Source organism: Acinetobacter sp. UBA3106, from assembly GCA_002365595.1.
GTDB lineage: Bacteria > Pseudomonadota > Gammaproteobacteria > Pseudomonadales > Moraxellaceae > Acinetobacter.
In genome coordinates, this window is sequence record DFAM01000010.1 from 137,121 (window position 1) to 150,721 (window position 13,601).

Below are 13,601 nucleotides of genomic sequence, written 5' to 3' on the forward strand. Positions count from 1 at the left end.
CCTTTTCTTGAAGAAATTAAGCCGCTTCTTGCTGTGCTTCTGGGGCAGCGTTTTTAAACGCTTCTAAGGTGTTGCAATGTTGATAAATCGAGGAAATTTTTGGATAAGCCGTTAAATCCACATTAAAACGTAAGGCGTTATAGACTTGTGGAATCAGGCAGCAATCCGCAAATGTCGGCTGGTCGCCAAAGCAAAAACGGCCATTGGAATTGTGGAGTAAGGCTTCCAAAGTTTGAAAACCAAGCGCTACCCAGTGGCGATACCAGGTATTTTTTTGCTCATCTGAGACTTGCAACGGCCCTGACAGGTATTGCAAAACACGCAGATTGTTCAGTGGATGAATGTCACAGGCAATGGCGAGACTGAAGGCACGGACCAAAGCACGTTGCTGAACATTTTGAGGAAGCAGTACTGTATCGGGATACTGTTCTTCCAGATATTCCAAAATGCTTAGCGATTGACTGAGCTGAAATTCATCCTCAACTAGAGTGGGTACCAATTCTGATGGATTCAGCGTTTTATAGGCATCGCTGTGCTGTTCGCCGCTGTTATTAACCAAATGCACGGGAATATAATTGGCATTTAAACTTTTTAAATTCAGTGCAATGCGAACCCTATAGGCCGCAGAGCTACGAAAATAGGTATAAAGTTGCATGGCTTTGATCCTCGGTATTACTGAAAATCAAACTGAAGCGCAGGCAGGATTTTGCCAGTCACTTCGCCAAAACCAATGCGTAAACCGTCTTTTTCACAATGACCTTTCATAATCACGCTGTCGCCATCCTGGATGAAGGTACGTTGTTCGCCATTGGACAACATCAGTGGCTTCGTCGCATTCCAGGTAATTTCGAGCAGTGAACCATAAGAATCTGGAGTTGGACCTGAAATGGTACCTGAACCCATCAGATCACCGACTTGTACGTTACAGCCTGCAATCGTGTGATGTGCCAATTGCTGCGCCATCGACCAGTACATGTATTTAAAATTGGTTTCACAAATCACATCGGCCTGCGATGCTTGTTCCGCTTGAATTTCTACAGACAGATGGATGTCATAGCTGTTTGCGGCATGATCTTCACGTAAATACGCCAGAGGCTGCGGCTCTTGAACAGGTGAGCTGGTTTTAAAAGGCTCAAGTGCTTCTAAAGTCACAATCCATGGCGAAATGGAAGAGGCAAATGTTTTGGAGTTGAACGGACCGAGTGGCACATATTCCCATTGCTGTAAATCACGTGCTGACCAGTCATTAAACAGCACCATACCAAAGATGTGATCCCATGCATTTTCAATCGAAATTGGCTTACCCAATGTATTTGGTTTGCCAATGATAAAACCGGTTTCAAGTTCAAAATCGAGCTTACGGCATGCCGAAAATTGTGGACGTTCTTCATTTGGCAGTTTGATCTGACCCGATGGACGCACAATGTCGGTACCGCTGACAATCACTGAACTGGCACGGCCGTTATAGCCGACAGGCAGTTCTGACCAGTTGGCTAAAAGTGCATTTTTCGGGTCACGGAACATGCAGCCCACATTGGTGGCGTGTTCTTTTGAAGAATAGAAATCGGTATAGCCTGGAACATGAACCGGCAAATGTAAAGTGACATCAGCCTGTTTAAAGAATGCCTGTTCACGAAGTTCAGCGTTATCACGTAATTCAGCATTGTCTGCAGACAATAAATCTTGCAATTCTGCGCGAACTTTTGACCAGTTGGCTTTGCCTGAATCAATAAATTTGTTCAAGGTCGGCTGATTAAAATACTGTTCATCCGCTTGAATGGCTAAATAGCCTTTAGCTTCCAGTACGGCAAGATCAACCACCCATTCACCCAAGGCCACCCCAATACGACGTGTACCTTCAGGCGTTTCACTAAATACGCCGTAAGGTAAATTCTGGATGGGGAAATCTGAATCCTGAGCAACCTCAATAAACGATTTTAACTGGTGAGTCATGTCCATGTTCCTTATGTAAAACCACCGGATTGCATGCAACCCTGATATTCATTTTTGCGTCTAATGATCTGTAAATCAGGCTGTCAATTAAATATAAAAATATTAAAAACAATAATTTATATATTTTTATAGAAATTCATGCTTCTGATGTTCAAGACCTATTGATTTTTGGGATTAATCTCATCATACTGATTTTCATAAATTACGCAATACATAAATTAATTACGTATAACGTAAATTTAAATAAAATGAATTGAGATTTCTCGATGCTCTCATTCAATCTGGTTCTTGGTAATCAGATGGCTTCGGGTAGAATAGACGTCATAGAAAATGAGAGTTATCGACTAATGTCTGAAGAAAAAACACAAGGTGGTGTGCAATCCTTAGAAGTGGGTTTGGGTGTGCTTGATGCTTTAATTGCGCATCGTAATCCCATGATGCTGAAGGAACTGGCGGAAGCCTTGACCATGCATCCGGCAAAAGTGCATCGCTATGTGGTGAGTCTGGTGCGCATGAATTATGCTAAGCAGCTTGAAGATGGACGTTATGCCCTGGGTGATCAGGCATGGCGGCTAGGCCTGCAATGCATTCAGCGTACCGATGTGATTCAGGCAGCACAGCCGTATATTCAGGCTTTGCATCGTGAAATTCACTGTGGCTTACAAATCAGTCGCTGGACCTCGCAAGGGCCATTGATTGTGCAGTTTATTGAACCTGATCAGCCGGTATCGGTCATTACTCGTGTCGGTTCGATCATGCCACTTTTGAACTCGGCAACCGGTCGCGCATTTGCGAGCTTTATGCCAGAAAATATGGTTCGTCCTTTACTTGAACGTGAATGGCAGAACAAACAACAACAGGGCGTACAGGTTTATCCGGCAAACTGGAACGAATTTTTAGAGATGAAACAGGGTATTGTGTTACAGGGCGCAGCGACTGTTTCAGGCGATATGTTGGTGGGTGTGAACTCATTTTGTGTCCCGGTATTTAATAGTCATGGCGACATTGAGTTCTGTATTGCAGCACTGGGTAATGAGGCGTATTTGCCGATGGACTTTGAACATGAAAAGGTTCGTGTTTTAAAAGCTACAGCGCAGGCACTCACAGATTTTGTAACGAAAGGGCAAGCGTAGCAAAGCGCTACGCATAGCCAATAGCTGCAAAGGATCTGCCAGCATGATTGCGAAATAAAAGAATGAATTACACCTTCAATTGCAGTGTATTACGCGGGTTGAATGGTTAACAGTTTAATTAAACGATTGATATCGTTTTCGCATAATAAGGACAAGGAGTTCGAAATGCATTTTCCAGCAACGCAGCCACGAAAGTCTCTTTATTACCAATATCAGGTGTTTCCACATTTTCATAGTCAAGAACCTGTCATCACTGACGCAGAAACCGTCACTGTGGTCGGTGCAGGTCCAATTGGCATGACTACTGCGCTGCTGCTGGCAAAGCAGGGCGTGAAAGTGATTTTGCTGTCCTCAGAATTACAGTTGTCTGAAGGAAGCCGCGCCCTGGTCTATACCAAACGTTCGATGGAAATTTTGCATGCTGTGGGTGCTGCTGAAAAAATTATGTCGAAAGCCTTACCTTGGACGCATGGTAATTCTATTTACAAAGGCCAAGTGGCTTTCCGTATGGAATCACCGACCTCTGAACATGACCAATATGCGCCATTAAATAACTTGCAGCAAAACTGGCTTGAGCACTTCTTGCTGGAAACCATACATGAAAATGACAACATTGAAGTGCGTTGGGGCAATAATGTGGTCAATCATGTGCAACAAGATGATCAGGTGACTTTAACTGTTCATACCCCTGAAGGTGAATATCAACACACTTCGAAATGGGTAGTGGCCGCTGATGGTGGCCGTTCACCTATTCGCGAACGCATGAAATTAAGAATGGAAGGTGCGAGCTACGAAGGTCGCTTTGTCATTGCCGACATTCGCATTAAACTGGATTATCCAACAGAACGTCTGGCATATTTCTCTCCTGACTGGAACCCTGGTAACACGATCCTTATGCATCGTGAACCGGACAGCATTTGGCGTTTTGACTATCAGCTTGATAGCACTGTGACCCCTGAAGAAGCCTTAAAACCTGAAAACCTGCATAAAGCGGTTCAGGACCAATTAAAAATGATTGGTCAGGATCACCTTGAGTGGGAAATGGACTGGAGCACGGTATATTCAGCACGTGCCTTAACCTTAGATAATTATGTCCAAAACCGCATTATATTTGTCGGTGATGCAGCGCATTTGCTTCCAATCTTTGGTGTACGTGGTGCAAATACCGGTTTCCAGGATGCCCAGGATCTGTCATGGAAACTGGCAGCAGCTGTGAAAGGCTGGGCAGCGGAATCGATTTTAGGCAGTTATACCTTTGACCGCGTCGGGGCCGCGCGCGAAATTATTGCCGAAGCCGGTAAGTCGACACGCTTTATGGCACCACCAACCGATGGCTACAAGTTACTTCGTGATGCGGTGCTGTCACTGTCACTTGAACATGAGTTTGTCCGCCCACTCTATCATTGGCGTACTTCGCGTCCACATGCCTATACACATTCACCCTTGAACAGTCAGTTTGATGATAATGCACAGATGTCTGAACAGACTGAAAATGGGGCATTAATTCCAAATATTAAGTTTGCGGATGGCAGCTATTTGTACAGTTACATCTCAGGCAGATTCTCGGTATTAGCGATCACTGAAAACGGACAGTTGCCGCAGGCTTTGGTACATGAAGTGGAACAGCTGAAAGCCAAAGATATTCCGGTACAGCTGATCGCTTTGAATATTGATGGTCAAAAAGTAGAAGCAGCAGACCGTAACCTTGCCATCAATACCGATATTGCTCAGCAGCGTTTACTGGCACAATCAGGCGCAATCTATCTGGTGCGTCCAGGTCATCATATTAATGGCCGCTGGTTAAACTATCGAGAAAATGCTTTAACCCAAACCTTTGAACAATTCGCCAATGTTGAAAATGGAGTAGCCGCATGAGCCTAATTGCAATTGATGATTTAGAAAAAGTCTATGATCACTTGGCTGAAAGCCTGGATTCAATACCTGCCGAAAAACGTGAGCTATTTTTGGTGAAATTGGCTTTACTCAGTGCCAATCAGCTTCAAGATGGATCTGTGTTTCAGCAATTGATTAATCAAGCCAAAGTGTTTGAAGACTAAAATTCTTTTAACCCTCAAAGTCTCTAAGTAGCAGCATGGCGGCATGCTTAGGGACTTTTTAATATTGAGGGGAAAAAGGTGAAATAATAAAAGCTTAAAATAACTAATAGATTTATCAAAACGCCATGATTAGGCTACATGAGTCTAATCATTCGGAATGATCGGACATCATAGCCAGCTTTATAAATGAGCTATGAGCAGCCAATTGATAGCCACTTTTATGGAAATCTATTTCTTATCCGTAATTCAGATTAAATCTACACTGATGTTTAAAGTAGATCTTTGCTTTCATATTCAGAAAAAAGGTCAAAACAGATTTTTCTAAGCCATTGCAGATTAGGGTTGTTGTGTTGTCTGGCATGCCAATGTTGCTTGACACTGTATTGAGGAAATGAATACGGTGGGGTCAGGATTTTCACGTCACCACGGGAAGCGAGAAAACGACTCAGATACCGCGGAACTGTCGCGATTGCATCTGTGTATTTAATCATGAGTCCAACACCCAGATAGCCCGGCAACTTCATGAGGATATTACGTTTGATGCCTATTCTCTGCAATTCATGCTCAATCACATAATGCCCGCCAGTCGCTAAAATATCGATATGCAGTTCCTGGCTAAACTCTTCATTGCTTAAGCTATGGTGCTTTAATCTGGGATGTTCAGGGCTACAGATAACTGAATATTGCTGTTTAAAAAGTGTCTGCTGATAAAAACCCGCTTCCAGCTGCGGTATAAAACCAATCGCCAGATCAATGTCACCTTCAGCCATTTTTAGAGATGTATCCGTATCAATCGGCACAATGTTCAAGCGTATATTCGGTGCATGTTCACGTAGATAGTTGACCAGTTTAGGCAGCAGTACCAGATGACTGATATCGGTCATGCTGATCTTAAACTCGTAATTTGATGTCAGTGGATCAAAATCAACATTGAAATGATTGATCAGTTTCAGGTTGCTTAAGAAATCGACTGCAATCGGATAAATATCCTTGGCCAGATCGGTCGGTTCCATACTGTTGCCAATGCGCACAAAAAGCGGATTATTAAAATGTTCACGCAATTTATTTAAGCCAATACTGAGCGTTGATTGGCCGGTATTCAAAGCATCTGCAGCCTTAGAAACACTTCTATGTCTATAAATTTCATGAAAAATTTGTACCAGTCTTGAGTCAATGTCCATATTGATGCGTGCTGTATTGATTTTATCAATACAGCCTATTCATTTTCGCTTATGTATTCAAGACATTCTGATTGTTAGATTGGATTCAAGTAATTTTTTATCAGTCTTTCAATGAATGAAAGCGATTTGAGCAAATCAGGATGAGATTAAGCAGATGGAACAACTGGCGAGATTAGAAGATTTACCTCAAACCTATATTGATCATTTAACCCAATCCAATTTAGTCCCACTATGGCCAAGCCTGCGTAATGTATTGCCTCCTAAACAACCCGTGCCGCTGACTCAAGCGACAGCCTGGCATTACAGTGACATCAAGCCTTTGTTGCTTGAAGCAGGTGAACTGACCCCGATTGAAAAGGCAGAACGCCGCGTACTGGTTTTGGCCAATCCGGGACATGGCCTGGAAAATATGAAAGCAACATCGTCAATTTATTTGGGCATGCAACTGTTGCTTCCAAATGAATGGGCGCCATCACACCGACATACGCCAAACGCAGTCCGCTTGGTGGTTGAAGGTCAAGGTGCTTTTACTAGCGTGGAAGGACAAAAATGCCGGATGGAGCATGGTGATTTAATTCTTACGCCGTCAGGTTTGTGGCATGAACATGGTCATGATGGCGATGAGCCAGTGATCTGGCTGGATGTTCTCGATTTGCCACTGGTGTATTACATGGAAGCTTCCTATGTTGAAGGTGGCGATGTGCAGCAGATTCAAGGCACAGATCTGGGCCATCACTATGCCAAAGGCGTGGTTCCAACGGTACATTTCGTAAGACAAAACGCCAATTATCCGTTGTTACGTTATGCATGGATAGACACTAAAAATGTATTGGATGCTTTGGCTGCAGATGCAAATCATCAGGTACCTGCACAGGTCAGCTTTATTAATCCCGAGACAGGTCAGGACTGTCAGCACATCATTGGCTATTCCGCAATTCGCGTCGCGCCGAATGAAACGGTACAACTGACACGTCGATCTGCTGCACAAGTCTTTCATGTCATTGAGGGACAGCTCGGCATTTCAATCAATACCGATCATTTTGACCTGGCACGTTCAGATACAGCATGCACGCCGTGTTTTGCCCAGATTGATTTAATCAATAGCAGTGAACAGCCAGCCTATGTATTTGTTGCGGATGAAGCACCGCTGCAGAAAAAACTCGGTTTGTATTCAACCCGACCACGCAGCGTCTAGTTTTTAAGGAAGAAAAAAGATGTCAAATCAGAATATGCCGATTTTAGTTGCCGGAGGCGGTATTGGCGGCTTTGCAGCTGCACTCGCTTTGGCTAAGCGTGGTTTTAAAATCCAAGTCTTTGAACAGGCGCCCGAAATTGGTGAAATTGGCGCAGGGATCCAGCTGGGACCGAATGCTTTTAATGCTTTTGATGCGCTAGGTATTGGTGACCGAGCACATGCCCGTGCTGTGTATACCGATTATATGGTCATGCATGACGCGATTGATGAATATCAGGTCGGTCGTATTGAAACCGATGAAAAGTTTATTCAGCGTTTTGGCAATCCCTATGCCGTGATTCATCGTGCCGACATTCATGGCTCTTTGGTTGAAGGAGCACATGAAATCGGTGATATCGAGATCATCACCGATTGCCGTATTGTTAATGTTGAACAAGATGAAAATAGCGTCACGATTACAGACCATAAGGGCAATAGCTATAAAGGTCAGGCACTGATTGGCGCTGATGGTGTGAAATCCGTGGTGCGTGAAAAATATGTCGGTGATCCGGCGCTGGTGACAGGCCATGTGGTGTACCGCGCCGTGGTACCTAAAGCGGAATTTCCGGAAAATTTACAATGGAATGCGGCCAGCATTTGGGTCGGACCGAATTGCCATTTAGTGCATTATCCGCTACGTGGCGGTGAAGAATATAACGTGGTGGTGACTTTCCACAGCCGCGAACAGGAAGAATGGGGCGTAAAAGATGGCTCTAAAGAAGAAGTGCTGTCTTATTTCGAAGGCATCTGTCCAAAAGCGCGTCAGCTGATTGAATTGCCTAAATCCTGGCGCCGCTGGGCAACGGCAGATCGTGAACCGATTGATCAGTGGAGCTATGGTCGCGTGACGCTGCTTGGTGATGCCGCACATCCAACCACACAGTACATGGCACAAGGTGCCTGTATGGCGATGGAAGATGCCGTGACCTTGGGCGAAGCGCTACGCATCAGCAATAACAATATTGTTGAAGCATTTGAAATTTATCAACGTGCGCGAGTGGCGCGTACAGCACGTATTGTTCTGTCTTCACGTGAAATGGGCAAGCTGTACCATGCCAAAGGCGTACAGCGCATGGTACGCAATGATTTATGGCGCGGACGCAAAAGCGAAGGTTTCTACGAAGCAATGGCCTGGCTATATAGCTGGAATGTCGATAACTGTCTGGACGCAGCTAAGCACTATACAGGAACAGCAGCATGAAAATGTATGGTTTTTTCCGCAGTGGCACATCGCACCGAACTCGGATTGTGCTGAACTTGAAGCAGATTTCTTATGAGCTGCTTCCTGTTTCACTGATGAAAAATGAGCATCATCAAGCAGAATTTAAAGCCATCAATCCACAGGGTTTTGTGCCGGTGCTGGCAGTCGATGATCAGCAGCTGATTCAAAGTCCGGCCATTATCGAATGGTTGGAGGAAACCCATCCGGAACACCCGTTATTACCGGTTGATCCTATCGCGCGTGCAAAAGTGCGCGCCTACGCTGCATTGGTCGGCTGTGATATTCATCCAATTAATAACAAGCGAATTTTGGAATATCTGCGCAATACCTTGTCGCTAAATGATGAGCAAGTTCAGAGCTGGTGCCAGCACTGGATTGATGAAGGCTTTAGTGCATTGGAAAGTCTGCTTGTCGCAGATTTGGAGCGTGGTAATTTTTGCTATGGTCATACACCGACACTAGCCGATGCTTACTTGATTCCACAGGTGGATTCATCAAAACGCTTTCAGGTGGACATGAGTAAATATCCACATATTCAGCGTGTTTATGATGCATGTATGGCTTTGCCAGCATTTCAGGTAGCAGCGCCTGCCAGTCAGCCTGACGCAGTTTAAACAAATTATAGAATTGAAAACTAAGGAAAGAACATGAGTTTTGTATTTAACCCAATGCCAATTGTCGGTCTTGCTGTCAAAGATAGCCAGGATCTGTTCCCGGTACGCCGTGTTTATTGCGTCGGTCGTAACTATGCAGCACATGCACGTGAAATGGGTTTCGATCCAGACCGTGAACCGCCATTTTTCTTCTGTAAGCCAAATGATCCACAGTCGATTGTACCGGTACCTGCAGGTGAGGAAATCTCAATTCCGTATCCGGAACAGACCTCAAATTACCATTATGAAATCGAGCTGGTCGTGGCGATTGGCAAAGACGGTAAAAATATTTCAGTGGAAGAGGCTGCCAACTATATTTACGGTTATGCAGTAGGTCTGGACATGACCCGCCGCGATTTACAGATCGCACAACGTGAAAAAGGCCGTCCATGGGAAGTGGGTAAAGCATTTGATTACTCTGCACCGGTGGGTTTGATTCACCCTAAAAGTCAAGCAGGTGAGTTAAATAGCGGTGATATTCATTTAACCGTCAATGGTGAGACCAAACAGCGTAGTGATGTGAGTCATTTAATCTGGAATATTGCAGAAACCATTGCTAATCTTTCGACTTTATTTGAACTGAAGCAGGGCGATTTAATCTTTACCGGCACGCCAGAAGGGGTTGGTACTGTAGTCAAAGGGGATGTCATGCATGCGGATATTGCTGGACTGACTGGCATCACGGTGAAGGTCAGCTAATCAGAAAACAGCCCGCTGATGACCCGGAAAATTAAAAAATGGGTCATCTGTCCTTTGCTATGAAATGCCAAGTAATGGGAAGTATAGGTTTACTGGGTAGTCAACTAGGGTTACTTATAAAAATAACCGAGATTGAAAAGACTGCCGTTGAATCTGCCGAAGCATAAAGCCTGGCTTTAAAGAAAAAACGGCTAAACTGGAATTATAGCTGCGTTGAACAGAACAGCATGCTCTGATCAACGCGTATAAAAAGGTGGGCTTTACGACAGGGATGTTGTTTAGCTTCTTATCCGCTGTGTATTCATGGGATTGAAACCAGGATAAGAAGTATTTCCGCAGGAAGGCGGAAACATTTTTCATGGATATGAAGAATGCACGATCAACAAAGCAATGGAGATGGGTCTAAAAATACTCAAGTATTCTAAACGAGAAGAACGAGGGAAGCTCCATTGCAGCTACGGAAAGTTGGAAAGAAAGCAAAGAGGATTGCTGCTATGTTGAAATTAAAAATACTTACTTTGGGGTGCTTGGTGTGTTCAGCTGGCGCTGTTCAGGCAGATGTTGTAAAAGATGCGCAGGTTCAAGTGGACTTCCGCAATTTCTATATGCATCGTATACCGGACACCCAACCTGTTCCAGAATTTGAGCACTGGTCGCAAAGTGCATCACTGAGTATTAAATCAGGCTATGCCGAACCGATCGGTCCAGTTGCTTTTGGTCTGGACGGTACGGTGATGCATGCCCAGCGCTTGATGAAAAATGACAATGAACTGGTACGTGATGGCACCATGCCGAATGATCCTGTTACCGGAGAACAGGAGCAGGATCAGACTCAACTGGGATTAACGCTAAAAGCCAAAATAGCTAAAACTGAAATCCGGTATGGTCAGTTGATGCCGAAGCTACCGGTTGTACATATTGATCACAGCCGGAATTTACCGACGACTTTTAAAGGTCTTATGTTAGAGTCCAATGATATTCAGAATACCCGAATCACGGCTGGGCGTATTAGCCGCGTTTTGGCGCGTGATAAAGAAGATTATGAAAAACTGACATTGGACGTGAATAAAACCGGTCAGGTTTCAGATGGCTTAAATATATTCGGTATCGATTATAAATTGTCACCAAGTCTGGATATGTCATATTTTTATGGCGGCCTGGAAGACATCTATGATCAGCACTATATCGGGTTGAAGCACCTCTATAAGTTTTCAGACCAAGTAAAACTGGCTACAAATGCCGGTATTTACGATACGCAAGATTCTGGCGACAGCTTGCAGGGCAAAATTGATAACCAGGCTTATAATTTTATGACCATGCTGCATTATGGGCCGCATAAGTTCGGTCTGGGCTATCAGCAAATGTCTGGCGATACGGCATTTCCCTTGCTCAGCGGCTGGACACCTGCACCGTATTTAACCCAGTGGGGCAGCATCAGTTTCTATAAAGCGCAGGAGCGTTCGGTTCAAGTCCGCTACGACTATGATTTTTCAGATATCGGCATTCATGGTTTAAATTTGATGACCCGTTATATTATGGCAGATCATATCAAGCATCCGACCATTGATGATGTTAAAGAAAGCGAGTTCAACCTGGTCTTGAATTACGGCATTAAAGAGGGGCTTTTCAAGGGCCTGGGCTTTCAATATATGCTGATTAAAACCGACTTTGAAGGTGCGGGTATCAAACTGGATGAACACCGCTTCTATACCAACTACACCTATAGATTCTAATTGCTGGCCCACGCCGCATTAGATTTTTTTTAAATTAAAATATCAACCGAATAGTTGGTTGTGTTTTGTTGAAATATACCGTATGTTTATTGTCAGTCAGGCACTGGCAATAAACACAGAACAAGAAACAGGGAGTTGTTTACATGAATGCGCTCAATCAGGATCAGTTAAATCAGCAGTATATTGATGGCAAGTGGCAGCAGGGTTCATCATCCCGCACAGCTGAAAATTTCAATCCCTATAATCAGCAGCTGATTCATCAGTTCCAGCTGGCAAATACTGCAGATGTGGACGCAGCCTATGCCGCAGCGAAAAAGGTGCAGCCTCAATGGGAAAGAACCTTGCCTGCCGAGCGTATTGCACTGATTCAGCGTATGGAAGAGGTACTGAAAACACGTGGTGAAGAGATTATTGACTGGCTGATTCAGGAATCAGGCAGTACACGTTTAAAAGCCAGCATTGAACTGGGTGCAGCACAAGGCATTATTGCAGAAGCGAAAACCTTTCCTCTGCGTATACAGGGTGAAATTCTGCCGACCAGCGTTCCACATCAGCAGAGCCGTATTTACCGCAAAGCCTTAGGCGTGATCGGTGTGATCAGTCCATGGAATTTTCCATTTCATCTCAGCATGCGTTCAGTTATTACAGCCATTGCTTTGGGTAATACTGTGGTGCTTAAACCTGCAAGCGATACACCGGTAACAGGCGGCACTTTACTGGCAAAAATTTTCGCAGAAGCCGGTTTTCCTGCAGGTGTAATCAATGTGGTGGTCGGTGCCGGCAGCGAGATAGGCGACTATTTTGTTGAACATGCTGTACCAAGCCTGATTTCATTTACCGGTTCAACAGAAATTGGCAAAAGAGTCGGTCAGCTTGCCGTCGGTGGCAAGTATATCAAGCGTATTGCGCTTGAACTTGGCGGCAATGCACCGATGGTGGTTTTGGATGATGCCGATTTAGCCTTGGCTGTAGAGCTGACGGTGATGGGTCGCTTCATGCATCAGGGGCAAATCTGCATGAGCACCAACCGTGTAATTGTCGATGAAAAAGTCTATGACGATTTTCTATCCTTGCTTGAGCAGAAGGTGAAGACTTTAGTCATCGGTGATCCAAACGATATGGCAACCCTGATTGGTCCGATTATCAATCAAAGCCAGGTTCAGAACATCCAGCGGATTATTAACGATGCCCAAGCTACGGGTACTAAAATGCTCATTGGTGACGAAATTCAGGGCAACCTCATTCCACCGCATGTATTTATTGATGTCGATCCAAAATCTGCCTTGGCACGTGAAGAAAGCTTTGGGCCAGTTTTGCCGGTAATTAAAGCCCGCGATGAAGCACATGCCTTGGAACTGGCGAACGATACAGAATATGGTTTATCCAGCGCTGTGTGTACCCGCAATCATGAGCGCGGCGTGAATTTCGCTTTAGGCATTGAAGCCGGTATGACCCATATTAATGACATTACCGTAGATGATCAGTCACATGCGCCTTTTGGTGGCGAAAAGAACTCAGGACTAGGTCGTTTTAATGGCCGCTGGATTATTGAAGAATTTACCCGCACACATTGGGTGACGCTACAAACCAAAGCGAAAGATGCAGTTTAAAGTAAATTCCTCATTCACATTTGTTCAATTTTAAACTTTGGTATGAGAGCTGTTAAAAACGTTTTACAGCTTTCATCCTTTCACACATAATGATATTTAAATAACCAACTGGTTGGTTGAAATAAA

General features: G+C 44.4%; 12 protein-coding genes. 9 read left to right on the top strand and 3 right to left on the bottom strand.

Translation table 11 applies throughout. From position 1 onward, the window contains the following. Window positions 1-16: 16 nt before the first annotated feature. Window positions 17-655 carry a maleylacetoacetate isomerase gene (gene maiA, locus B4C48_RS04355; protein ID WP_291354384.1) on the bottom strand — a complete coding sequence of 213 codons (639 nt, stop codon included), beginning with the start codon at window positions 653-655 and terminating at the stop codon, window positions 17-19. Between the two features lie 17 nt (window positions 656-672). Continuing rightward, complete coding sequence (gene fahA / locus B4C48_RS04360) at window positions 673-1,953, bottom strand: fumarylacetoacetase (protein WP_291354385.1); 1,281 nt, start codon at window positions 1,951-1,953, stop codon at window positions 673-675. A 347-nt stretch (window positions 1,954-2,300) separates the two neighbouring features. On the opposite strand from fahA, the gene B4C48_RS04365 reads away from it, so the two are divergent. The 3 genes from B4C48_RS04365 (at window position 2,301) to B4C48_RS04375 (ending at window position 5,143) form a co-directional block, all read left to right on the top strand. Continuing rightward, window positions 2,301-3,086, top strand: a complete 786-nt coding sequence (locus tag B4C48_RS04365; RefSeq protein ID WP_291354386.1) for an IclR family transcriptional regulator — start codon at window positions 2,301-2,303, stop codon at window positions 3,084-3,086. Window positions 3,087-3,251: 165 nt separating this feature from the next. Then, window positions 3,252-4,961 carry an FAD-dependent monooxygenase gene (locus B4C48_RS04370; protein ID WP_291354387.1) on the top strand — a complete coding sequence of 570 codons (1,710 nt, stop codon included), beginning with the start codon at window positions 3,252-3,254 and terminating at the stop codon, window positions 4,959-4,961. Continuing rightward, window positions 4,958-5,143 (top strand): hypothetical protein, encoded by a 186-nt coding sequence (locus tag B4C48_RS04375; protein ID WP_291354388.1) that lies wholly within the window; start codon window positions 4,958-4,960, stop codon window positions 5,141-5,143. The genes B4C48_RS04370 and B4C48_RS04375 overlap by 4 nt, the downstream gene beginning before the upstream one ends. Before the next feature lie 269 nt (window positions 5,144-5,412). Here the strand turns inward: B4C48_RS04375 and B4C48_RS04380 are convergent, their stop codons facing one another. Then, window positions 5,413-6,324: a LysR family transcriptional regulator gene (locus tag B4C48_RS04380; RefSeq protein WP_291354389.1), complete on the bottom strand. Its 912-nt coding sequence runs from the start codon at window positions 6,322-6,324 to the stop codon at window positions 5,413-5,415. A gap of 154 nt (window positions 6,325-6,478) precedes the next feature. Between B4C48_RS04380 and B4C48_RS04385 the strand changes: the two genes are divergently transcribed. The 6 genes from B4C48_RS04385 to B4C48_RS04410 all read left to right on the top strand — a co-directional run bounded on the left by B4C48_RS04385 (window position 6,479) and on the right by B4C48_RS04410 (window position 13,475). After that, window positions 6,479-7,519: a cupin domain-containing protein gene (locus B4C48_RS04385; RefSeq protein ID WP_291354390.1), complete on the top strand. Its 1,041-nt coding sequence runs from the start codon at window positions 6,479-6,481 to the stop codon at window positions 7,517-7,519. Between the two features lie 19 nt (window positions 7,520-7,538). After that, window positions 7,539-8,759, top strand: a complete 1,221-nt coding sequence (locus B4C48_RS04390) for a 3-hydroxybenzoate 6-monooxygenase (RefSeq protein WP_291354391.1) — start codon at window positions 7,539-7,541, stop codon at window positions 8,757-8,759. Beyond that, entirely contained in the window at window positions 8,756-9,394 is a 639-nt protein-coding gene (gene maiA / locus B4C48_RS04395; RefSeq protein ID WP_291354392.1) for a maleylacetoacetate isomerase, read from the top strand. Before B4C48_RS04390 ends, maiA (B4C48_RS04395) begins: the two co-directional genes overlap by 4 nt. 33 nt (window positions 9,395-9,427) lie before the next feature. After that, the gene (locus B4C48_RS04400; protein ID WP_291354393.1) at window positions 9,428-10,132 is read left to right on the top strand and encodes a fumarylacetoacetate hydrolase family protein; all 705 of its coding nucleotides are present in this window, start codon (window positions 9,428-9,430) and stop codon (window positions 10,130-10,132) included. A gap of 494 nt (window positions 10,133-10,626) precedes the next feature. Then, complete coding sequence (locus B4C48_RS04405) at window positions 10,627-11,865, top strand: OprD family outer membrane porin (protein WP_291354394.1); 1,239 nt, start codon at window positions 10,627-10,629, stop codon at window positions 11,863-11,865. 143 nt (window positions 11,866-12,008) lie between these two features. Further along, window positions 12,009-13,475 carry an aldehyde dehydrogenase family protein gene (locus tag B4C48_RS04410; protein ID WP_291354395.1) on the top strand — a complete coding sequence of 489 codons (1,467 nt, stop codon included), beginning with the start codon at window positions 12,009-12,011 and terminating at the stop codon, window positions 13,473-13,475. Window positions 13,476-13,601: the final 126 nt, after the last annotated feature.